Source organism: Myroides odoratus (genome assembly GCF_965118575.1).
Taxonomy (GTDB): domain Bacteria; phylum Bacteroidota; class Bacteroidia; order Flavobacteriales; family Flavobacteriaceae; genus Flavobacterium; species Flavobacterium odoratum_B.
In genome coordinates this window covers 160,151-183,337 of the sequence record NZ_CBCPHW010000003.1, presented here as the reverse complement: position 1 = coordinate 183,337, position 23,187 = coordinate 160,151, and the positions used below count along the sequence as shown (strand labels likewise).

The 23,187-nt window shown below is 35.8% G+C and carries 22 protein-coding genes and 3 tRNA genes; 11 read left to right on the top strand and 14 right to left on the bottom strand.

Annotated features, from left to right (window positions below; all coding sequences use genetic code 11):
• Window positions 1-12: 12 nt before the first annotated feature.
• Complete coding sequence (locus ACMHJ2_RS03640; protein ID WP_413511599.1) at window positions 13-1,605, bottom strand: L,D-transpeptidase family protein; 1,593 nt, start codon at window positions 1,603-1,605, stop codon at window positions 13-15.
• Between the two features lie 227 nt (window positions 1,606-1,832).
• Between ACMHJ2_RS03640 and ACMHJ2_RS03635 the strand changes: the two genes are divergently transcribed.
• Window positions 1,833-3,710 (top strand): TonB-dependent receptor plug domain-containing protein, encoded by a 1,878-nt coding sequence (locus tag ACMHJ2_RS03635; protein ID WP_413511598.1) that lies wholly within the window; start codon window positions 1,833-1,835, stop codon window positions 3,708-3,710.
• A gap of 120 nt (window positions 3,711-3,830) precedes the next feature.
• Here the strand turns inward: ACMHJ2_RS03635 and ACMHJ2_RS03630 are convergent, their stop codons facing one another.
• The 8 genes from ACMHJ2_RS03630 to ACMHJ2_RS03595 form a co-directional block, all read right to left on the bottom strand.
• Entirely contained in the window at window positions 3,831-4,493 is a 663-nt protein-coding gene (locus ACMHJ2_RS03630) for a WG repeat-containing protein (protein WP_413511597.1), read from the bottom strand.
• A gap of 27 nt (window positions 4,494-4,520) precedes the next feature.
• A complete protein-coding gene (locus ACMHJ2_RS03625; protein ID WP_413511596.1) occupies window positions 4,521-5,276 on the bottom strand; it encodes an SDR family NAD(P)-dependent oxidoreductase in 756 nt (251 codons plus the stop codon).
• 11 nt (window positions 5,277-5,287) lie between these two features.
• Window positions 5,288-7,192 (bottom strand): hypothetical protein, encoded by a 1,905-nt coding sequence (locus tag ACMHJ2_RS03620; protein WP_413511595.1) that lies wholly within the window; start codon window positions 7,190-7,192, stop codon window positions 5,288-5,290.
• 78 nt (window positions 7,193-7,270) lie between these two features.
• A complete protein-coding gene (locus ACMHJ2_RS03615) occupies window positions 7,271-7,570 on the bottom strand; it encodes a hypothetical protein (protein ID WP_413511594.1) in 300 nt (99 codons plus the stop codon).
• 49 nt (window positions 7,571-7,619) lie between these two features.
• Window positions 7,620-8,192: a pentapeptide repeat-containing protein gene (locus ACMHJ2_RS03610; RefSeq protein ID WP_413511593.1), complete on the bottom strand. Its 573-nt coding sequence runs from the start codon at window positions 8,190-8,192 to the stop codon at window positions 7,620-7,622.
• Window positions 8,193-8,237: 45 nt separating this feature from the next.
• Complete coding sequence (locus ACMHJ2_RS03605) at window positions 8,238-9,380, bottom strand: glutathionylspermidine synthase family protein (RefSeq protein WP_413511592.1); 1,143 nt, start codon at window positions 9,378-9,380, stop codon at window positions 8,238-8,240.
• A gap of 9 nt (window positions 9,381-9,389) precedes the next feature.
• Window positions 9,390-9,761, bottom strand: coding sequence for a hypothetical protein (locus tag ACMHJ2_RS03600; RefSeq protein WP_413511591.1), 372 nt, complete (start codon window positions 9,759-9,761; stop codon window positions 9,390-9,392).
• A gap of 7 nt (window positions 9,762-9,768) precedes the next feature.
• Window positions 9,769-10,065, bottom strand: a complete 297-nt coding sequence (locus ACMHJ2_RS03595; protein WP_413511590.1) for a hypothetical protein — start codon at window positions 10,063-10,065, stop codon at window positions 9,769-9,771.
• Window positions 10,066-10,214: 149 nt separating this feature from the next.
• On the opposite strand from ACMHJ2_RS03595, the gene ACMHJ2_RS03590 reads away from it, so the two are divergent.
• Window positions 10,215-11,090 carry a helix-turn-helix domain-containing protein gene (locus ACMHJ2_RS03590; RefSeq protein WP_413511589.1) on the top strand — a complete coding sequence of 292 codons (876 nt, stop codon included), beginning with the start codon at window positions 10,215-10,217 and terminating at the stop codon, window positions 11,088-11,090.
• 81 nt (window positions 11,091-11,171) lie between these two features.
• Here ACMHJ2_RS03590 and ACMHJ2_RS03585 read toward each other — a convergent pair.
• The 3 genes from ACMHJ2_RS03585 to ACMHJ2_RS03575 all read right to left on the bottom strand — a co-directional run bounded on the left by ACMHJ2_RS03585 (window position 11,172) and on the right by ACMHJ2_RS03575 (window position 12,608).
• Window positions 11,172-11,245 (bottom strand) — tRNA-Trp (locus ACMHJ2_RS03585).
• Between the two features lie 44 nt (window positions 11,246-11,289).
• Window positions 11,290-11,658 carry a DUF983 domain-containing protein gene (locus ACMHJ2_RS03580; RefSeq protein WP_413511588.1) on the bottom strand — a complete coding sequence of 123 codons (369 nt, stop codon included), beginning with the start codon at window positions 11,656-11,658 and terminating at the stop codon, window positions 11,290-11,292.
• Window positions 11,659-11,891: 233 nt separating this feature from the next.
• Window positions 11,892-12,608 (bottom strand): hypothetical protein, encoded by a 717-nt coding sequence (locus tag ACMHJ2_RS03575; protein ID WP_413511587.1) that lies wholly within the window; start codon window positions 12,606-12,608, stop codon window positions 11,892-11,894.
• Between the two features lie 553 nt (window positions 12,609-13,161).
• On the opposite strand from ACMHJ2_RS03575, the gene ACMHJ2_RS03570 reads away from it, so the two are divergent.
• The 5 genes from ACMHJ2_RS03570 (at window position 13,162) to ACMHJ2_RS03550 (ending at window position 15,990) form a co-directional block, all read left to right on the top strand.
• On the top strand, window positions 13,162-13,542 hold the full coding sequence (locus ACMHJ2_RS03570; RefSeq protein ID WP_413511586.1) for a hypothetical protein: 381 nt from the start codon (window positions 13,162-13,164) through the stop codon (window positions 13,540-13,542).
• 149 nt (window positions 13,543-13,691) lie between these two features.
• Window positions 13,692-14,465: a hypothetical protein gene (locus ACMHJ2_RS03565; protein ID WP_413511585.1), complete on the top strand. Its 774-nt coding sequence runs from the start codon at window positions 13,692-13,694 to the stop codon at window positions 14,463-14,465.
• Window positions 14,466-14,999: 534 nt separating this feature from the next.
• Window positions 15,000-15,560, top strand: coding sequence for a zinc-ribbon domain-containing protein (locus ACMHJ2_RS03560; protein WP_413511584.1), 561 nt, complete (start codon window positions 15,000-15,002; stop codon window positions 15,558-15,560).
• Between the two features lie 149 nt (window positions 15,561-15,709).
• Entirely contained in the window at window positions 15,710-15,898 is a 189-nt protein-coding gene (locus tag ACMHJ2_RS03555; protein ID WP_413511583.1) for a hypothetical protein, read from the top strand.
• A complete protein-coding gene (locus ACMHJ2_RS03550; RefSeq protein ID WP_413511677.1) occupies window positions 15,868-15,990 on the top strand; it encodes a hypothetical protein in 123 nt (40 codons plus the stop codon). Before ACMHJ2_RS03555 ends, ACMHJ2_RS03550 begins: the two co-directional genes overlap by 31 nt.
• 552 nt (window positions 15,991-16,542) lie before the next feature.
• Here ACMHJ2_RS03550 and ACMHJ2_RS03545 read toward each other — a convergent pair.
• Both ACMHJ2_RS03545 and ACMHJ2_RS03540 read right to left on the bottom strand, forming a co-directional pair.
• Window positions 16,543-16,616, bottom strand: a tRNA-Ile gene (locus ACMHJ2_RS03545).
• A gap of 27 nt (window positions 16,617-16,643) precedes the next feature.
• Window positions 16,644-16,717: transfer RNA gene (locus ACMHJ2_RS03540), tRNA-Ile, on the bottom strand.
• A gap of 336 nt (window positions 16,718-17,053) precedes the next feature.
• Between ACMHJ2_RS03540 and rbfA the strand changes: the two genes are divergently transcribed.
• From rbfA to ACMHJ2_RS03520, 4 genes are all read left to right on the top strand, one after another.
• Window positions 17,054-17,446, top strand: coding sequence for a 30S ribosome-binding factor RbfA (gene rbfA, locus ACMHJ2_RS03535; protein ID WP_413511582.1), 393 nt, complete (start codon window positions 17,054-17,056; stop codon window positions 17,444-17,446).
• 4 nt (window positions 17,447-17,450) lie between these two features.
• Window positions 17,451-18,656, top strand: coding sequence for an ABC transporter permease (locus tag ACMHJ2_RS03530; RefSeq protein WP_413511581.1), 1,206 nt, complete (start codon window positions 17,451-17,453; stop codon window positions 18,654-18,656).
• Window positions 18,657-18,894: 238 nt separating this feature from the next.
• Entirely contained in the window at window positions 18,895-21,408 is a 2,514-nt protein-coding gene (locus ACMHJ2_RS03525; protein WP_413511580.1) for a tetratricopeptide repeat protein, read from the top strand.
• The gene (locus tag ACMHJ2_RS03520) at window positions 21,408-23,186 is read left to right on the top strand and encodes an HSP90 family protein (RefSeq protein ID WP_413511579.1); all 1,779 of its coding nucleotides are present in this window, start codon (window positions 21,408-21,410) and stop codon (window positions 23,184-23,186) included. Before ACMHJ2_RS03525 ends, ACMHJ2_RS03520 begins: the two co-directional genes overlap by 1 nt.
• Window position 23,187 lies beyond the last annotated feature (1 nt).

Below are 23,187 nucleotides of genomic sequence, written 5' to 3'. Positions count from 1 at the left end.
ATGGATGATTATTTACTGCGCTAATCGCTTGTATAAATCATCATCGTATTTGTATATATCTTTAAAATACGTGAATTTTCCGTGGTTGTCCACTTGTACCGTCCAATACAACAAGTGTACATCAATTGGCGTTTCACTCACGGAGATGCTTTTTGTTTCTTGTGAAGCAATTATTTTTTCTACTTCTTCTTTCGTTAGGTTTGTTCCAGCTTGTGTAAAAATATAAGACGTTAAATCAAAAGGATCTTGTACGCGAACACAACCAGAACTCAAGTTTCTATCGTTACGGGCAAATCCCCATTTGCTAGGAGTATCATGAAGATATACAGCATGGTTATTTTTGAACATGAATTTTACACGCCCTAAGGTATTGCCTTGTCCTCCTTTTTGAACATAGCGGTAGGAGGTTCCTTTACTAGCATCCCAATTTTCTGGAGAAACTACTTTGCCTTGACTGTTGTAAATTGTGAAATTAAGTCTTGTAAAGTAGGAACGGTCATTGGAAGCTTTGGGTACTAAATCGTTCTTTTTAATCGTTGGTGGTACCGTCCAGGTCGGATTGAGAACAACAGTGGTTAGGGTAGAACTCAAAATAGGCGTTTTTCGCGCCGCTGTTCCCACTACTACTTTGTGTTGTTGAATGGTATCTTGATTTGTAACAGATACTAAGCTATAAGCTGGAATATTAACTAGAATATAGTTCGAAGAAAATTCTCGAGGAAACCATCTCCAACGTTCTAGATTGACAATAATTTTTTCTTTTAGCGCATTTTCTTCCTGTAAAATAGCCTCGATGGTTTTTTTATCTGTAAATCCGGTGGCATTTATCTTCTTACTGGTTTGAAAGGCCTTGATGGATTGTGCCGTTGCTTTATTGTAAATAGCATCAGCCTCAATGCTATCAGCCAATTGATTTAAAAAGATCAAGTGTTTTTTTACCGCTACTAATTCTGGAATAGTATCGTTTAGTTTACCTTGTTTAAACGGTTTTAAACTGTCTTTATCAAGAGTATAATACACCGATAATTTGTCTCTTAAATGCGTGTAAATAGGCTGTTTTGTACGAATACTGTCATACGTAAGTCCAATGCTTTTATGTTCTAAGGCTAAAAGCATCGTTGCACTAGTATTTAAGGGTTTGGGGGTGATTTCCCAATCGCCATAGATGCGTTTTGCTTTGAGCTTTCCATTGTATAAATGGTCTAGGGTATTGACATACATGGTAGAATATAAAAAATCAGCTTGAATCTTTTTGGCTTCATCTAATTGGTCATACCCCGTGTTTAACTCGATGAGGTTTGTAATTTCTTTGGCTGAAATTTTTATCCCATCTAATTTTAGGTTGTCAATGCTTGCTAAGAGTTGTTGTCTATTATCAACATTAGACCAACCCAAATGGTAGTTGTTGTTTTTGTAAAAAAGTTGTACTTCTTCTTTGAGTTCACTCGTTCTCAGGGAATCAAATTGAATATTAGGCACTTCGTTAAGGGCTTCAACTTGTGCATTTTGGTTGTAAACGACTCGCATAGTCTGTTTACTTCTCTCACTACACGCAGAGAGAACACAGGTCAGTAATACGGTCGGGAGCATTATTTTCTTAATCATATAGCTAGATTATAAACCAAAAATAATGAAAATAATTTATATTTAGCGGATAAGTATTATTTGCTTTTTTTACATAAGTCATAAAAAGTGGGGAATTAATTAATTTTTTTGGAGGGAATAAAAACCGGTCTATTGTTTATTTTTAAACTGGACTAGAAACTAAAAATAAACCACCAATACATTTGCAGTACACAAATTAACAACGAAGAAAGAATACCTAATAGTATATGAAACGCAAATTGTATGTAACCTTAATGGTTTGGAGCTTTTTATCAGGGGTAGGATATGCACAAGAGAAAGGCACAACCACCATGGAAGATCAGATAGATGAAATTGTCATTTACAATCAACGCCTACAACTTCCAAGTACATTAAAGAATAGAAATATTTCGATCATCGGACAAGATCAAATTCAGCAATTACCCGTTAGTTCAGTTAATGAATTATTGAGTTTCGTGGCTGGCGTTGATTTAAGACAACGAGGTCCTAATGGAACACAAGCTGACTTGAGTATGGATGGTGGTAGTTTTGAACAAAACCTCCTTTTGTTGAATGGACAGAAAATTTCTGATCCACAAACGGGGCACAATTCACTGAATATTCCCATTCCTTTAGAAGCTGTAGAACGCATTGAAATTGTAAGAGGACCTTCTGCAAGATTATATGGCGTAAATAGCCTGACGGGTGTGGTAAATATTGTTACGAAAAACCCAAAGAAAGACGGGGTATTTGCTTCTGTTTATGGGGGAACTAGCTTTAAAAAGGATAAGGAAGGCGATCATAAAGAAACCTATAACAATCGAGGTATTGAACTAGGAGGTACCTTAGTTAGAGCCAAGGACAATCACTTTTTGTTTGGGAGTCATGATTCAGGTAATGGGTATCGCTATAATACAGCCTATCACAACAATAAGGTTTTTTACCAAGGAAATATTGTACCCAATGAGAATAATACCGTTATGATTCTAGCAGGTCATGCTTCTAATTCTTTTGGAGCTAATGGTTTTTATGCAGCACCAGGTGATAAAGAGTCAAAAGAAATTGTCAGTACAACGATGTTGAATCTTAGTTCGCGTCATTATTTATCTGATCGACTTACTCTAATGCCTAGTGTAGCTTACCGTTATAATTTTGATGATTATCGCTATTATCGCCATCGTTTAGATGTAGCTAGAAGTAGGCATTATACCCATTCAATTACTTCCAATGTCAATGGAGAATATAGTGTAGACTATGGGAAATTTACTTTTGGAGGTGAAATGCGTTATGAAGAAATTAATTCAACGAATATTGGCGATCACAGTAAAAGCAACTATGGGTTTTTTGCTGCTTTTCAAAAAGAGTGGTTTGAAAAGTTAGATGTTAATCTTGGAGCGTATGTCAATTATAATACACAATATGGTTGGGAGTTTTATCCAGGCATAGATGCGAGTTATAATTTTAATCCCCATTGGCAAGCTACCTTTAATGCTGGAACTGCAAGTAGAATCCCTTCTTTTACTGATTTGTATTTGGATCAAAGACCAGGTAATATAGGAAATCCCAATTTAGCACCAGAAAAAGCATATCAAGTGGAAGTAGGAGGGAAATATCGAAAAAATAATTTCCAAATGGAAGCTTTCGTCTTCTATCGTGATATAGATGATTTTATCGATTGGATTCGCGAGGATGCCAATCAACCGTATCAACCGTATAATGCATCAAAAAATAAAACAAAAGGAGTAAATACTGCACTCCGTTATAAAATAGGTGAGGCAGGTAACTTGTGGAACTTAGGTCTTTCGTATACGTATTTATCGCCGATGATTGAAAATAAAACGGACGGAATGCTTTCGAAATACTCCCTAGAAAGTTTAAAACATCAAGTAGTGGGAACCGTAAATTATACCTATGATCAGTTTAGTATAACCTTAGCGAATCGCTTCAATGAACGATTGACTTATAAGAGTTATTGGATTTCGGATATTCGCCTGAATTATACCTTAGATAAGGTAAAATTTTATATCGATGCTCAAAATATATTTGACACAACTTATATTGAGGCTGGTGCAGTGCCAATGCCAGGGCGATGGTTTACGTTAGGAATGAAGTTTAATGGGTTATAACCCATACGAATATTGGTTAGTTTTAAAAACGAGTTGGCAGGATACCAACTCGTTTTTTTATGTAGTGCACAGACGTACTGTTTTCGTTTGCTGTTATTCTTATTTGCTATTTCTTCAGGGTTAGTCTGAAATTTTCATTCCTTTTTTGTTGATGGTAAATGAGCGGAATTTCACCTCTACCTGTGCTTGTCCATTTTCAAAGTTACCCGCATATTCATATTGAAAAGGAATAATCACTTTTCCTTTTTTATTTATATAGCCAAATAAATTATTTTGGGAGGCTAAAGCCAAATCTTCTGAAAAGTTACCTACAAATTCATACGTAGCCGGAATTACTTTCTCTCCTGTTGTGGAGAAAAAGCCCCATAATCCTCCTTCAGAAAAGGCGATTCGCTCTTCACTACTTGTTTGTAATTCTTCATAGATATAGGGAATTACAATTTGACCTGTATCGTTAATAGCACCTTGAAAATCCTCAAAGGTGACAATAGAAGTATGATCTACAAACGATTCAATTTGATGAAACAAAGGTTCGATAAAGAGTTCCCCTGTTTTGTATTTAATGCCAAATAGCGCTAATTCCGGATCTTGAAACCAACGTAAATTATTGGTAAATTTAAAATCAGGATCATTTTTTAAATCGATAAAGACCGTATCTGAAACGGTTTGTAATAATGGGATTAGGTTGTCCTTCCAAGTGGTTTTTGATTCACGTGCTTGAAGAGGTAAACTAAAGGTGCAATGAAGTCCTAAACAAAGACTAATTGCAAAAAAGTGTTTCATAAAGTGATTGATTTTAAATCGGTTACACTATTCTGATTGTCTGTGAATACTAGTTCCACTGGCTTGTGCCTTTGGAAATAGGGTTATATCTGCCAATTGAACATGATCGGGTTGATTGATGGCATACGCAATAGCATTTGCAATGTCTTCCGCCGCTAAGGGTTGATATCCTTTGTAAATTTGATTGGCTTTGTCGGAATCCCCCTTAAAGCGAACCATTGAAAATTCTGTTTCAACAGCACCCGGTGCAACATTCGTAACCTTGATTCCCTTGGAAAGTAAATCAAAACGCAAGCCTTTTGAAATCGATTCAACCGCTGCTTTAGAAGCACAATATACGGTTCCATTGGCATAGGTTTCTTTTCCTGCAATAGAAGAAAGGTTGACAATATGCCCGCCTTTGTTGTGCTGCAACAGCAAAGGTAAAACAGCTTTGGTAACATAAATTAAGCCTTTTACATTGATGTCAATCATCGCTTCTAAGTCTTCGAGTTCCGCCTCCTGAAAAGAAGCTAAACCATGTGCATTTCCAGCATTATTAATTAAAACGTCAATGTTTTTCCAAGATTCAGGTAGAGAAGCAATTGCTTCAAATACCGCCTCTTTGTTGCTAACGTCAAAGGTTAGTATATGGGTTTCCGTTAAGGTAGTCAACTCTTGTGCTAGTTCATCCAATCGATCTTTTCTTCTCCCACATAGTATTAAACGATGATTTGAGGCTAACGCTTTTGCTGTTGCTTGGCCGATACCTGAAGATGCTCCTGTGATTAATACGGTTTTCATATGCGATTGTATTATAAAATAGTTTGTTTTAGACCTTGTAAAATACATAACCAAAGGTAATTGAAAAAAGACTTTTCTTCTATGCGATTTACCTTTTTTATATCGACTTCTTTTAATTGACCTTCCGAATTTTTGTGAATAAACCAATTGCCTACTTGAGAGAGAATTTTTCTTTTCTTTTCTCCATTTTTTCGATATAAAGTTACTTTTAAATCTTTGTAATTCATAGCGAATTGACCCGTTGCTACTTTATTATCTCCTGAGAAATTAAATTTAACCAGATCTAAACTACCTTCTGTTGAGGCTTTTACATAAGGTTGTAGAAAAGATTGCATCGCTGTAGCAGGAAAGTTTTGTATGGTTCCACTAATGCGAAAGGCATCGGTTCGATTTAAAATATTAAAAGACCAATCGACGTGTAAAGGGGCTGCATTCATAAAACTCGCATCCACAACAATTGTCGTAGTGGGTAATTTTTGTTGCTGAAAACCACTATATACATTTTGAATCACGGCATTAAAATTGCCAAAAGTTAGTTTTCCGGGGGCAACTGCTTTTTGATCGTATTCTTCATATTCTAGGGTAGAATTGCTGATAGTCACCTTTTTAATGGCTAAACCAAAAGGAATTTCTCGTAGTTTTTTACTAAACAAGGGTTTAATACTCCTATTAAACTCGGGTGTTTTATCCCTAAAAATATTGGCGTTAATTTGATTGAAACTCAATTGATCTGCCTGAAAGAAAAATACATCTTGTGCATCAAATCCCCAGGTGTAATTGTCTAAAATCAGTGATTTGGTTTTCAGGGTAAAAATATCATCTGCATATTTAAACATACTCACCATTTTTTTGCGGCTATACTTGGGTAATAATTCAAAATTACTGCACGTTAAGTTTGCGTTTTTACCTTGTATTTTCCCAATTTTTAGATCGTAAAATCGACCGGTATTCCACTGAATATTTTCAGTAGAAAAAGAAAGGTTTTTGTAGTGAAACGGAATTTTATTCGTTAGTGTATTGGAATCAATACGGATATGTTCAAGGGTGGCCTCAATGGCTTTGGTTTGGAGAACCAAGGTTTTGTCGGTGCCTTTGGTTGCCGTAAAATTGCCCTTGCTGACGGATAAACTATCAATTTGAACTAAATCATCAAAAGAGATCTTTACTTTCTTTTGTTTGGGTAGTTGTGGTTGTAGGTGTTGATAGATATCAGGGGTATTAATGCGAATAGCGCGAATATGGAGTTCTTCTTTTGCTTTGTTTTCAATTGCAGTTAAATGCACACTCCCTTGTTTAACGAGCCACTGGTCTAGGGAATTGATGTTAATTCCCTCAATATCAATCTGGTTAATACGCATATCAAAAGGCAATAGCTTGGGTGTTGCCGTTGTTTTTTCTTCCTTTTTAAGGGTTGATTGACTATTCTCTTGAACGGTTAATTGTACCGTTGGCGTTTGGATATGATCAATATGTAAGTAAAAATCGGTTTTATTTTTATACCCCCAATCCGTTCCTATAAATTGGAGAGAAGGAACATCTATGGCTAATAAACGATGAGGTAATTCGGTTTTTACTTTGGACTCAAAAAGGGGTTTTAAGGACAAATTAACGATGCTAATTTGATCGGGAGTAATTAAAATATTTCCCGTTTTTAAACGATGATGTGCATTGACTAAACTCGCGATGGAATCACAAGAAATAGTATAATCTTTGTAAGTAAAGGGAATGGGTTTGTCTTTGGTTTCTTCTCCAAAATGAATTCCCTTGAGTTGCGCATTAAAATTATAAATTTCGTGTAAGCGTAGTTTTTGAATCGGATCGTGAATAACAACATGCGCTTGTTTTACTATAATGGCTTTAATATCAATTGATTTTACAAACTGATGCGGGGTATCTTGTACCGTATCTTGAGGCATTGTATATTGGAAAACCTCGATATTAGGTTGAATAATCGCAATTTCTTGGGCAGATAGGTTGTGTCTTTTGAATAAATTCTAAAGGGCAACCTGTTGAATGTCAATTTGTTGTAAAGTTCCCTTGAGGTAGGAAATCGAATCCGTTGGGTTGGTAGTTTTGGGCTTGATTTCAATGCCTTTGACAGTCAATTTTCGCTCTGCTAAAGAATAGTGTACCGATTGATACGTTAAAGCATAAGGGGAATCATTTTTTTCTTCAATAATACCGGGTAAATAGTTGCTTAGTAGTTGGTTAATAATCCATTGACTGGAGCCGTATAAAACAGCTCCCAGCAGGAAAACAAACAGTATTATTTTGTATTTTTTTTTCAAACGCATACTTTAACTTCCAAGGTTAGATACTTAAAGATACGGTTTATTTGATTATTTATTTTAAAATCAATTGGTGTTTTCTCAATAAGCCTTCTAAAGTGTCTTTCGAAAAAATGGCATTTTTTAGTTTGGTTGAGTCGGGATCGATATCAAAATTATAACTGGTATAAAAATCTGCTTTTTCAGCTTTCGCTTTTGTGAAGTTCGCGCGATATAAATTACAATTGTCAAACATCGTTTGCGATAAATCCGCCTCCATAAAATCTGCACTGATCAAACTGCAATTGATAAAGGTTGTTTTTTTAAGATTCAAACTGTAAAATAAAGTAAATTCTAAATTGCAATCTGTAAATGAAAAATCAAAAATAGTTTGATCGATCATCGTGAAATTTACATGCGTAAAATTACACGTTTGAAAATGACAATTTCTTAATCCAACGTAATTAATAGCTGCATTTTTAAAGTTGCAATTTTTAAAATCACAGTCAATAAATACGGTGGATAAAAAAGAACATGCACTAAAATCACAATGAATAAATTTACAGTTTTCATATTCTTTGAAGGAGATACTATTCGGTTCTAAGGTGATATTTTCAAAAATTTTGTCGTAGATAAAATCGGGTGTCATGCGGTATAAATGGATTAAAAAGCCTACTTGTATAAGGCTAATGTATTATTCAATAATATGAGGTACAAATCTACTTTTATCTGTGGTAATACGTCTATCACTTTCTCTAAAAGTAAGGCCACAAGGTTCTTGTCCAATGAGCCAACTACCTAGAATAAAATACCCTTTGCCTAGCTGTGGTAGGTTTGCTAAGACTTGACAAATATACCCTTCTTCTCCGTAATCTCCCTTGGTTGCTTCAACAATTTGGTTATTGAGATATAGGGTAACATTTGCACCTTCTCGAGACAATAAGGGTTTTTTTACGTAATCGCGCATCCCTTTAGGTTCGTCAAAATACGATTCCAATAGGAGCGGATGATTTGGAAATAACTGCCATAAGATCGGTAAAATCGCTTTGTTGGATAAAATCATTTTCCAAGACGGTTCAATCCACTGTGCTTGTGCCATATCAGTTGGAATATGCAAGGCAAAAGGTTCGTACATCAGCCATTCCCAAGGATATAATTTAAAAATATCCGTGATTACTTCATCCTCCAAATCGGTAAAGGTTTCTCCATCCCAACCAATATCATCAATATAAATTAATTTGGTTTGAATACCTGCTTGTATGGCGCAATCCCTTAAATATTCGATATTCGTTAAATCTTCTAAAGTTTCTCGCAAGCATGAAAAATGCAATGTACTCCCTTTTAGATGTTCTTTGGCTTTTTTCCACGTTTCAATTAAGCGATCGTGAACCGAATTGAATTGGTCTTTAGAGTTTCCAAAATAGGTATTCATCCATTGCCATTGTACCACGCCTGTCTCATAGAGAGAAGTAGGGGTATCGGCATTAAATTCTAATACTTTTAATTGGTTGTGTACGGTGTCATACACAAAATCAAATCGACCATATATACTTAATTCGTCATTTTCCCAAGAACGTTCAATGTGTTCGTGAAAGAAAAGAGGAATTTGAAATTGATCGTAAAGCTTATGTGTAATGACATGATCTACGGCTTTCAAGCACATATCCCATAAATCGGAAGTGGCTGCATATACTTCATCCGCAAAGGATTCGGATATGCTATAATAGTAACCTTCAACCCAATAGGGGATGTTGTTTTCATCTGTATGATAGCCAAAACCATGCTGTTCTAATCGGTTTTTCCAATTAGAATCGGCTGTTAGGTGTTTTATCTGCATGTTGTACGATTAAGAGGAAGCTGTATTGGCTTTGGCTGTTTTACCAAAACCACCGCGTGCGGTTTGCTTTTTATAGGCCTCAGATTTAGCTGCATTAGTTCCTACATTCGATTGGGGTGAGATACCTGGACTGGTATAGCCCATACCACCGCCCATCATTGGTCGGAAAGCCATATACCACAAGAAAGCACTTCCCATACCCATGCCACCACCGCTACTGCGTTGTTGCTGGTATTGATCAGTTACTTCTGTATAAGGTGCACTGCTATCTGCCCGCATAAATACGCGCTGTTGTTCTTCTTTGGTTTCAGTAGGTTTAGAACAAGAAGCTAAAGTGGCTGTGATTAAAACTAAGGAAACGGCTTTACTACTTTTTCTCATATTCTATTTATTCTACTGTTACGTAAATGGGCACTTTTTCAAGGGTAGTCGGTTGACTATCTCCCCAGTCATTGAATGTTTTTGCGGTTTTTAGGGTATCTACTTTTTGTTGTATGATTTGCCCATTCACCCAAATGGTTTGTGCGGTTATGTGATAGATACTATCTCCTGCAAGAATCGTTTTTAACGTAACTTCTCTAGCGGATTTTTTATCTAGTGATTCTAAATTTTGGTTTGACGGTTGTTGGGTACAAGCGGTCATTACTAAGGCGATAAAACTTGTTAGTAGGATTGCTTTTTTCATTGGAGCAATTAGTTTTTGAATAAGTAACAAAGTTTGCAAATAAAATTCGCTTATGCAATTCTTATTTTTAAAGTAAAAGTTTGCGTAAGATAGTTAATTTTATTGGGTGCGCTGTATTTCTTTATACTTTTGTGGCAAAAGAGGAGAACATGAGCGAAATAGCGATCTTACAAATCAATGATTTGACGCATAATAATCTGCAAACGGATTTTTATGCCAATACGTTATCTCAGCATTTGATTGATAACCACAGTCATATCGAACGACCTCATAAACACAATTTTTATGTAGGAGTTCTCTTTACCAAAGGCGAAGGAATTCACGAAATAGACTTTCACCGCTATGAGGTAAAACCAGGTGCGGTATTTATGCTTGCACCCGGTCAAACACATAGTTGGGAATTATCCGATGATATTGAAGGGTATATTTTTTTTCACACTCAAAATTTCTTGGATTTATATTTGTTAAAGGAATCTCTGCGCGATTATCCTGTATTTAGATCTGCCTTTTATCCAAATCGCGTTTGTCTAACTGAAGGGGATACACAAGTTTTGGCCTTTGTCTTAAATCGCATGGTGGAGGAAGTACGTCAAGAACAATGGAAACGCAATCAACAATTAGTTAGTTTGACGTTGTTGTTTTACATAGAAACAAATCGCATTTTACTGGAAGGTGAAACTTTTAAAACCATTCATAATAACTTATATGCTACCCATCTTCAGGTATTTGAAGAGTTAATAGAAAAACACTATACGGAAGAAAAATCGGCTGCGGTATATGCAACTTGGATGAATATGACCCAGAAGCATTTAAATAGGATTTGCAAAACAATGGTTAATCAAACCACTACGGATATTATTTTAGATCGCATTGTGTTAGAAGCAAAGCGAATGATGATTTATACCGACTATTCTTTAAATGAGATTGCCTCTATTTTAGGGTATGAGGATTATTCTTATTTCTCAAAATTATTTAAGAAACGTGTAGGGGAAACACCTAAAGAGTTTTTTAAACGCTATCAGTAATAGTGGTTGACGGTTTACAAGAACTGTAAACAGTTAACCGTAAACTAAAAAAAAGTCCCTACGTGAGTAAGGACTTTTTTTTGGCACGGGTGGAGGGATTCGAACCCCCATCAACGGTTTTGGAGACCGCTATTCTACCCTTGAACTACACCCGTTTTTGTTTCAAGTGGTGCAAAGATAATTAACTTTTCGAAAGAAACTATTCTTTTTTATAAAATATGTTTAACCAGATAATGCGGGATAATCGGTAGTTAAATGTCCAACATAAAATCAGTACAACCACAATGGCTATAAAGGTTTGAAGAAGAGTGATATGCACGTCAAATAATGCGTTAATGATTAATCTAAGTACCATGACAGCCATCATTTCCGCAACTGTAAGTCCATAGCTTACATACATACCTCCAAAGTAAAAACCAGTTTCTCTATGGAAATTATAATGACAGTTGGAACATTCCTTTGTCATTTTAGGCATGCGCATCGTAATAGGATTTCCTTTATCGTAGAATAAATCTACTTTGCCACAATTTGGGCATTTTCCACTTATAACTTTTGATAGGTATGACATACGATTTTTTTTTGCAAAGTAAAGTAAAAATACTGAGATCTAAGGGTTTTAAAATGCTGTATTTTGGTATAATTCAGACATTTTAGAAGATGAGCTTATTTTAAGATTCTTTGTGTTTTATTTTTTGTTTCCAAACAATGACCCAATTGTCGTTATAAAATTAACGCTAGCAAAGGACAGTAAATAAAAAAACAGCAGTAAACGAGTGCTTACTGCTGTTTGATAAAAGAACTTTATTCTTCTGTATATTCTTCAACAGGGGGTGTTTCTTCTGTACTTTCAGTCGAAGAATTTTCTCTGATATTTAAGTATTTTAAAGGATTCGCTTGTTTTTCTTCGTTGTAGTAATCGTCAAATTCTTTTACCAGATTTGCGATTTCTTCTAAAGACATTACTTCTTTTTCTCCTTCAGGGATGTTGTAGTATTGTGTTAGATTCAAGCGGTCTTTTTCGTATTTTTTACGTAAGGTATTTTTCTGAGCTGAATAGACGGCTTTGTCCATCCCATATTTTCTATAAATCTCTTTTTGGTCAACTTTATATTGGGTCTCTAACGTTTTTAAATCTGCCTTTAATCCATCATCTTTGATATTGTTGGTATCAAATTCAACTTTCATTTGTGCCCAAGTATCTATCTGATCATTGTTTAAGGTTCGTTGAATGAATAATTGGTAAGACATTTTTACTTTTTTCTCTGCTTCTTTTTTCTCAACAGGGAGCATGTCTGTACGTTCATTTAGCGCCTGTAAATCTCTTTTGATGTATTCGTTCTTAACAATAAAAGCAGCTTCTTGTTTTTTAGTTAATCCCAATTCTTCTTTTTGTTGAAGAATGTTCTCGATATCTTTATAAACAATGACATCACTGCTGTTTGGAATAACGGGCTTCTTCTGCGCATAGGCCATAGAAAAAACCACAAATAGGATGGATAATGAGATAATCTTTTTCATTTTTGTCTTTATTTCTTTTCAATTGCAAATTTAATATAAAATAATCTTTTTCCTTTCGAAGTACAAGCAAAATGAACGGAAAACGAGCTCCTTTTTTTTGCGTTTTGTACTGCATTTTACGTTTTAAAAAACACCTTTTGTATAAGCTAGGATTTTCTTGTTTTTATATCGCTGTAAGAGATTATCACCGCGTACAAAATTAAGCATATCTTTATTAAAATTAGTTAAATTTTTTTTAAAAATGAATCGTAATTCCTAGGTATGTTTGTTTTTATTTGTTTTACAGCCATCCTCTTGGGGTTAAAGCGGATGCTTTCTTGCAAATAAACGAAAATTGAACACTTTTATTTGATTATAAAATTTGATTTGGTGAAAAAATTATTAAAAATAGTAGTTTTCTATATTTTTTTGTTTTTTGTAAACAAAGTGTATTTTTATCATTTTAAGATAATTTTTATATTATTATTACATGCAATATGTATGCCGAATTCTATTTTTAAGGATTAATTGTGATTTTTTAAAGGCGATAGTACTTGGAGCTTTACTTTTAGTCATGATTAGTCCTGTGCAAGCCCAAATACCTGATACACTTAGTAAAGTATTGTATTCAGGCACAACGTTGGATTCTATTCGCGTAAGTGGGGTTGTAAAGGGGAGTCCTTTTTTGGAGGTGAAAAGCTATTTTGAAGAGTTTAGTGTCACAAAGCCTGGAAGTAGTACACAACTGTATTTAGTCAAACAAAATGCCAAGGGGAATTTGGTGGTTCGCTATGTATATGAAAATGTTTTACTCGATTTTCGCATGGAAACAACCTTGGAGTATGCCAACAATGAAATACAAGTATTAGAATTGGATCAGGGTCGTCGGGCTCCTTTGCGGGTTATCTTGCGCTTGCAGTACAACAAAGGGATGCTAAAAGTCGACTTGCTCTAAGTGACTCCCTTTCTTTATAAGGTGTTGTTTCGGAAACGTGTTTAAGTTAATTTTTCGCATTCATTGATTTTATTTTTTGTATTGGTTGGTTTTTTTTCTACTTTGCGTACTCCAAAAGGAATATTGTACAATAAAATCATAAAAACACAATGAAAAAACCAGCTATTCTTACTTTACTTTTGTTAACGATGAGTACTGGTGCATTTGCTCAAATGGCACTAGATCGCATTGATGCAAATCCTAAATGGAAGCAATACGACCATTTTTATGAAAAAGATGCGCAAAGTATCTATCCCAGTGATCGAATTGAATACGAACTTACGGATGGCAAGATTAGTAGCTATCGCTTGTATTACGGGGATGAATTGGGGAAATTAGTTGATGTTTTTTATGACGATAAAGGTCGCGTGTATCAAGAAGTCTTGATGTATGATGCCGATCGGGGTCAAGTTCGCGAAGTGGTATTTGAAAGTACATTTACCTATGATGAAAAAGGGGAGTTAATCGATGATGGCAAGCAAACCTATACTAAATTTGTAAAAGGACGACCGATGTTGGTTACGTCGCGTGAATTTTCGGAAGAGTACCAACGGGGATTTAGTACAGTAAGAGCGTATAATGAAAATGGAACCATCCGCTTGGAAAAAACAACGTTTTTTGAGGAGGGAGAAAAGAAGATTCGCACAACTACATATAAGTACGATTCGTGTGGCAATGCAATAGAAGTGAGTTCGAGAACAACAATCGCACCTAATTACACCCAAGAAAAAAGACGTAAAAAAGATAAAACACCACCTAAACGCCCAGTTATACTCAAAGAAGAATTCGCGTATGACTATGATGGAGATTGTATCTGGACCAAGAAATACAAGGTGGAAAAAGATACGAAAACACTCTTGCGCGAAAGAGAGTTAGTCAACTAGCACAAAAACCAATCAAACTATAGTATGTACGGCTCAGTGAATGTTTTATTTACTGGGCTTTTTTTGTTGGGAGAAATCGTGGGTTGGCGATTTAAGAAATCAAGCGCAAAAGTTGAGGATTGTACAAAAAAAATTTCTTTTTTTGGATTCACTTTTTCGAATCGCTTGTCACCCTGACAAAGAAGAGGTCACATAGATAAGTCGTCATCACTGATTATACGCAACAATTCTCCGTCCTTTTTAAACCTATGGTGTGAAAGGATGTTTAGTACTTAGTAAGAAAGAATTATTTTCGTTGTTTCTGCCCAATTTTATCTTGATTTGTATCGATACTAACTGAAATACGTGGGGAAAGAATGAATTTTGGCTATTTTATCTTTATGGTTTTTAACAGTTTTAAATACTTTATTTATGTAAATAATGGTATATTGTTGTGCTAATTTTTGAAAAACAGCACTTTTGTTTTTTTTGCAATGAATGGATGAAAACCGTCGTGTAATAGCCTTATTAACAGAGTGATAAAAAATAGAAAACATGAAAATTGTATGTTCAAATTGTAAAACTGAAAATGAAAAAACTTCAAAATACTGTTCAGTTTGTGGTTATAAACTTTTAGATGTTGAAATTGAATCAAAAACGGAAGATCAGCCCACTGAAGTAAAGGTTAAACCTAAAAGAAAATATAATATAACAGCGATACTAGGAATTGTTCTGGGCATGTCTATCATATATTTATTCAATTATTATTTAAATTCTTCCATAAGTATTGATAAAAGTTTAGCTAAGTTCTCTTCGGAGATGAATAAAAATTGTCCTTTAGTAGTTGATCAAGATTTAGTTCTTGAGAATACAGTTGCTCTTCCAAATAAAACGTTTCAGTATAATATTTCGATTGTAACGTATGAGAAAGCTGAAATTAATTTGGATACTGTGCAAAAATATTTTTTTAGTGGTATTCTACAGAATATTAAAACTAATCCGGATATGAAAGAATTAAGAGCGGCTAAGGTGACGTTTAATTATTCTTATAAAGACAAAAAAGGTGAATTTGTCACAAAGTATAGTGTAACACCCGAAATGTATGAAGAAAAGTAGAAAATAAGGTATAAGCTATCTTGTGAAATAAGCCCTTTATTCTTGAGAGAATGAAGGGCTTGTTTATTTATACCATTGTGATTGAACGAGAAACTAGTTATTAATAGCAGTTGAGTTTGTTTTTTTTATTTGTATACAAACACGTGTTTGTGGATTATAATTTAGAAAAAGCGGTTGACTATCATTGCGACAATTTTCCTCCAGAAAATATTAATTATTCTCTTTTCATACAGGAGTTGGTAAAAGCTACTGATGCATTAACGCGTTTTGATCAAATGCTAAAAAATTTACCTAACACTGAAATTTTATTAGCTCCTTTGCTAATTATGACGCTTTAATATCTTCAAGAATAGAAGGTACAATTAGTACTATAGATGAGATACTTCAATATCAAGCGGATTTTATTAGGATATTCAACAAAAAGACATAAAAAAATGAATCTATTTTTATTAGATGCTTGATGTAATACTGCGGTCCCACCTGGACGCGAATTGCATTCGTATTGTACATGGCTATATGTACGAAAGGGAATGAAAGTAGCGTCAATGAAGAATCGATGAACAATACGTGAACCTTTCTTCAAGAAAAGGGCCTTTTTACCTCGTATTCTCAAGGAATTGTTGAAGGATTGTTGAAGGAAGGCGGAAGAATATCAGAATGAATTACTTTTAAAAACTCAATTTTAGTTAAGAATCAGGTATCTAAATTTGTGTGTTTGCTAGGACCTTCAAGAAGGTAGGATATCTAGAAGCTTTAAAAAAAGGGTTCCAGAGATACATTTTTTCTGTTGTTTACTTTGCGCTATAAGAGGGTATTATGTGAATTACATATGTGATGTTTCACTGCGTTCCGCCTAACATACGGGGCGTTTAGTATTCTCTTTAAATATTGGCTGAGGAAGGCGTATATCTTACGCAAGTGTGTCAATGAAATAAAAGAGCATAAAAAAAGCACCTATTTTTCAATAGATGCTCGTAGTATGTGGTCCCACCTGGGCTCGAACCAGGGACTTGCTGATTATGAGTCAGCTACTCTAACCAGCTGAGTTATAGGACCGGCCTATTTGACAGTAACATTTACTTGTGGTCCCACCTGGGCTCGAACCAGGGACTTGCTGATTATGAGTCAGCTACTCTAACCAGCTGAGTTATAGGACCGGTCAAATCGACGTTTAACGGTTGCAATATTACAGCGGATTATTGGTTTTTGCAAGAAATAGAAGTAAAAATTATTTATTTTACCCAGAGGAATTTCGTTTTAAATCGAGTCGTTTTGGGTTAACTAATTTGTTTTCAGCTTTTTTTTGAAGTAGATAGGGCTGTGTTTGGGCAGTAATTCATTGTTATAAAATAAGGCAGACACAAGAAAGAGGCGCACTCTTTTCCTTTCTTTTTCTGCTTCTTAGCCATGTAACGGGATAAAAATTGTGTGCTTGAGGTATAGAACGAACGAAATATAAAACTTTCCTATCCAAAAAATTGTATTTTTGCACCATGGAGACAAATAGACAAAAGAAGATGGGAGCGCTTCTACAAAGTGACCTAGTAGATATATTACAAGGGCAAGTGCGCAAGAACGGAATAAGCAATTTGATTATTTCGGTTTCTAAAGTAAATGTGACTACCGATTTATCAATCGCGAAAGTTTTTTTAAGTGTTTTTCCGGCTGAACGCGCGGCAGAATTATTAAAGAGTATTCAATCGAATGCACCACTAATCAAACACGATTTAGCGCAACGCGTAAAAAATCAGTTGAGAAAAGTACCTAATTTAGTATTCTACGTAGATGATAGCTTAGAGTATATCGATCAAATTGATAAAGCCTTAAAAGGAGACGAGAATCCAATTGCCAATCCAGATCTTTTAGTAAAAAGAAAGAAAAAGTAGATTCTTGAAGATTTCATTTTACATAGCCAAACGCTACGCTTTTAGTAAAAGTAAAAGCAAAGCAATTAATGTGATTACTGCTATTGCCTCCATTGGTATTGTGGTGAGTGCAATGGCTATGTTAATTGTATTAGCTGTGTTTAGTGGACTTCGATCCTTCAGCCTATCTTTTACCAATGATTTAGACCCCGAATTAAAAGCGTTTAGCGCACAAGGGAAGAATTTTGTAATAGAAGACGCAGAATACGAAAAATTGAGTCAATCTCCTTTATTTGCAGGCGTGGCTCGTGTGGTAGAGGACCGTTTGCTTTTTACCTTTAATGAAAAGCAAACCGTTGCGATACTAAAAGGGGTAGATGCCGATTATCCGAAAGTAAGCCAATTTCCCGATAAAGTAGAATTAGGAGGATGGATTAATCCCGATTCAGAAGAGGTGGTTGTTGGGTTGGGTATGGCCTATTTACTATCCATGGGCTTATTTGATGTGGAGCACAGCCTACAAGCGCTTTCCATTAAACCAGGAACCGGCGTTGTTACCAATCCCGAAGATGCTTTTTTGCGTACTTACCTGCAACCTGTAGGTATTTATTCGTTGCGCAATGAAGAACTGGATAGTAAATATGTGTTTTGTAGTATGGAATTGGCGCAACACTTATTGAGCCTTTCCGATAAAGAATATACCAACCTTGAATTTGCCTTGAATAAAGGGGTTACTGAAAAGCAAGCCACGGCCTTTATTCACGAAGTATTAGGGGATAAGGTAGTGCTTAAAAATCGCATTCAATTGAATGATAGCTTATATCGCATGTTGAATACCGAAAATGCGGTGGTGTATTTTATCTTTTTATTGGTGGTGATTATCGCCTTATTTAATTTGGTGGGTGCACTGCTGATGATTATTTTAGAGAAAAAAGTAAACATCAAAACACTCAATGACCTTGGGGTTTCTTTGCAACAACTCAAGCGCATCTTTTTGCTACAAGGTATGATTATCAGTGTTGGTGGAGGATTATTGGGTATTTCATTGGGAATACTAGGTGTGCTCATTCAAGAACACTTTGGATTAATTTTGATCCGACCAGGGTTTGCCTATCCCGTTGAGTTTAATATTAGCGATGTTTTTGTTGTGTTTTTCTCTATTTCTATTTTGGGTTTTATCGCTTCTTACATTGCGTCCTCCCGCGTAAATCAAAAATATTTACGCACTTAGTTTGATTCGCTTTTTCTAAATCTTTTATTTTTAACGCAGTATTATCGCCTGTTGTCTTTCAGAAACAGCACCTTAGGGCTATGCCTATACTTTTCCCTACAAATGGGGATTTTTCTTTTTGTAGTTAACACTTTTTAATAATTAACAAATTATGTCGTCCGTGTTTCATAAATTTGTTTTGAATTGAATAAATCCCAATTCAAGGGAAAAAATTGTTTTATTAGAAAAAGAAAAAATTATGGGCGAGTTTAATGTAAAATACTTAAGCTATATCAGTGAGGTTGCCAATGGGCAAGAGAGTTTAAGCAGTGCTGCAACAACGTATTTCCAAGCGAATGATTATGCGGATCCTATTCGATGGTTTAAAGCACATGCACTTTGTATGTTGGCCCTACAAACGGGGAAAGAAGGCGAAATGTTCCAACACGTATACGAACAACTGAACGAAGACTCCAACCGCGAACGCAGTAGTTTTTATTTGAATGATAAAGATTATGCCCTTTGGTTTGATGATGTTGTTTTATTGAATCAGTTGTTTATCGACAAAGGGTATACCAAAGCTTATGCGTTTATGCATGAATTATACATGAATGCACGCTATGGGTTCAAAAATGAAGAGACAGCAACTACTTACTTGAAAAAGGGATACGAAGCAGGAGACAAAACCGCTCAAGCCTTTGTTGGCTATAACACTTACTATGGAAATCTGGAATTTGAACAAGATAAAGAGCAAGGATTTGCTTTGATCGAATCGTCTTATGCCCCAGAGAACAAAGTTGGAAAGTTATTTGCTTTAAATATTGAATTCCACGCTTGTGGATCTGAAGAAGAAGCCAAAGCAGTTTTAGAAAAATACCACGATTTATTACACGTTGAAAAACGCGGCTTATACGTTTTAGCCGATTACTATTTGCGTGAAGGGCAAGATGAAAAAGCATTAGAGACCTATTTAGAGGGAATCAAATACAACAGCGGTTACTGCAATTATATGCTAGGTATGCTGATTAGCAATACGCGTTTTGCTCCTTTTGGATATGAAATTGAACAAGGAGCACCTTATTTGCAAGTGGGATTTGAACATGGAATTGCGTATGCTGGTTTTGTTTTAGGGTATTATTATTTATACCCAGCAGATCAAAGTGAACCTCAATTTGAAAAAGCCATACAAGCCTTAGAAAAAGCAGCTTTATATAGTTCGAATGAGGCCTTATTAGAATTGGCAACGCTGTATTTATACCACAGTGAATATAAAAATATCGAGCAAGCGATGGTGTATTTAGACCGCGCAATAGCGGGAAAATCGACCCGTGCAATGAATGAAAAAGCAGTCGCTTTATTAGAACACCAAGAAATTGAACGTCAGGTGGAGGAAGCACAAGCGCTTTTGACCCAAGCTATGGATTTAGGCGATGATTATGCGCCTTATCGCCTAGGATATGGATATCAAGCCAGAGAGTTTGGTACAGAAGATGAATTTGATACATGCATTGAATACTATGAAATTGCTGCAGAAAGAAACAATGGTTTGGGTATTGAATACGCCGGAAGATATTACCGTTACCACGAAAACCCAGATTTAGCTAAGGCCATTGCCTTTTATGAAAAAGGAGTGGAAATGCACAATTCCAACTATTGTAAAGTGGAATTGGGGATGTTGTTAGAACGCGGCTATGGTCTAGAAGCGAATCCTACACAAGCCGAACAGTATTACCAAGAAGCTTTAGCGAATAATTATCCTTTTGCGGCCATCCGCTTAGGTTATTTATACGAAGATGGTTTACTAGGCGAAGTGGATGCAGAAAAAGCAAGAGCACACTTTGAAATTGGCGCTGATGCAGATTTAGCGGAAGGGATTTATCAATTGGCGCGTTGCAATCGCTATGGAATTGGTGCAGAAGAAGATCGAAAAAAAGCGTTTGAATTATTTGAAAAAGCACTGGAATATGGGTATAATGATGCCAATGTAGATTTGGCATTAGCCTATGAAGAAGGAGCAGGTGGCGTAGAAGAAAGCCCTGAAAAAGCGGTAGAATACATGACCGCTGCTGCTGAAATAGGATTTGGTTATGCCCAATATAAACTAGGTTGTTATTACCTCTATGCTTATGGTTTAGAGAAAGATGTAGAGCTAGCAAAATACTGGTTAGAAAAAGCCAATGAAAATGGATCTGCTTTAGCGATGTTAACCTTAGGTGATTACTATTTATATGGGTATGAAGAAGAGCAACCCTATGAGTTAGCATTCCCTTATTACCAAAAAGCCGAAGAATTGGGCTATGTATCCGAAGGATTGGGAATCTGTTATCAATTTGCGATTGGCGTTGAACGCGACGAACAAAAAGCGTTTCAATTTTATAAAATAGCCGTAGAAAGAGGGTATGATGCCGCTTATTTCCGCTTGGGCTTGTGCTATTACTACGGTATCGGTACAGAAAAAGACTATGTAGAAGCGGTGTACTATTTGAGAGAAGTAGCGGATCGCGGTAATTTGGAAGCGGCTTCTTATGTGGGAATGATGTTGGTAAAAGGAGAAGGCGTTGCCCAAGAATTAACCGAAGGGGTTGTGTATTTAGAAAATGCAGCCAATGGCGGTTTTGAAATGGCACAATATGAATTGGGTAATTGTTATTTAAAAGGAGAAGGTGTAGAGCAAAACGATGAATTAGCGATGCATTGGTACCAACAAGCAGCTGAAAATGGAAATGAAGATGCGCAAAAAATTGTTGGAGGCCCGAGAAAAAGAAGAAGATAATGGACAATAAAAAGGAGTATCAGTTCCAAGTGAATATGAAGGGAATGATTGAACTGTTGAGCGAGCATATTTATAGTTCGCCAACGGTTTTTATTCGCGAATTATTGCAAAACGGCGTCGATGCCGTTACGGTTAGAAAGGGAATTGATGAGGGGTTTCAAGGGAAGATAACCTTGTTTTTTCAGGACAATCAACTGATCTTTCAAGATAATGGGGTAGGCTTATCTTTAGAGGATATGCACCAATTTTTATCGGTAATCGGACAAAGTTCTAAACGCGGTGAATTAGCCGAGAAAGATTTAATCGGTCGCTTTGGCATTGGTTTGCTTTCTTGTTTGGTGGTGTCCGAAGAAATTGTGGTAGAATCGCGCTCTTTGTTTAAGGAAGAATCGGTTCGCTGGATTGGAAAAGCAGACGGGACCTATGATGTAGAAAGTATTGACTTACTTCCTGAGGTGGGAACCCGGGTGATTTTGCGTGCAAAAAAGAATTGGCGCTCCCTCTTTAAAAAAGAAGAAGTAAAGCAAAATGTCCTATTTTATGGCAGTGCTTTGCCTATTGAAATCAAATTAGTAGAAAACGGACAAGAGGAAATCGCATTGGATGGAAACCCCATCTGGCTAAATCCAAAGGCATCGAAAGAAGATTTATTGGCCTATGGAAAAGAAGTCTTTAAAACCAAATTCTTGGATGTATTTCCCATTTCATCAGAAGCAGGAGATATTCAAGGGGTTGCTTTTGTAATTCCCAATAAAGTAAATGCCTCTACGTCTAAAGAACACAAGATTTTCGTAAAGCGCATGTATTTATGTGACCAGGCAACCAACTTATTGCCGGAATGGACTTCTTTTGTGCGTTGTATTATCAATTCCAATGGCTTACAGCCTACGGCTTCTCGGGAATCACTGATGAACAATGCCGTGTTGGTTGAGGCAAAAAAAGAATTGACTACCTGTTTTAAGGATTATTTAAAACTACTCTCTGTTTCGGATTTAAACAAATTAGAACACCTTATTTCCGTCCACCATTTGTTTATCAAATCACTAGCGGCTTCGGATAATGAGATTTTAAAATTGTTTGAAGACTATTTGCCTTTTGAAACCAATCAAGGGATGTTGTTGTTTCGCGATATTCGCGTGAATTACAACCCTATTTTCTATACCCCCTCTTTGGATGATTTTAGACAAATTCGCCGTATTGCAGGTTCACAAAAGAAATTGGTCATCAATGCAGCCTATAGTTATGAGGCCGATTTAATTCAAAAAATAAAGGCAAGTAATCCGACCTTGACGATTGAATTAATCAAGCCCAACGATGTGCTCAATAGTTTTGAAGAAGCTACCATTACCGATGATAGTATTCTTACTTTTTTGGCTAAAGCCAATAAAATACTAAAACAACACTATTGCAAAGCAGAAGTAAAGCGATTTGAACCGCTGGATACTACGGCAATCTATATTGCAAATGAAGAAGCTTTGAACAGCAAGAGCATGCAAAACTTGGCGCAAAGTGCCAATCCATTTGCTGCAGCTTTAGGGCATTTTAAAAAGCAAGAGGAAGTATTGCCTACGTTGTGTTTTAACCAACAAAACGACTTGGTAGCTAAACTGTTGGTAATTAAAGACCCAGAGCTTTTTGAAGCGTTGATTAATGTGCTGTATGTACAAGCGTTGATGTTAGGAGGATATACGATAAACAAACAAGAGATGGATATTTTTAACCATGCGTTGTATCAGTTTGTCATTTTGGGAATGACTAATTTTTTACCAGAATTCTAGG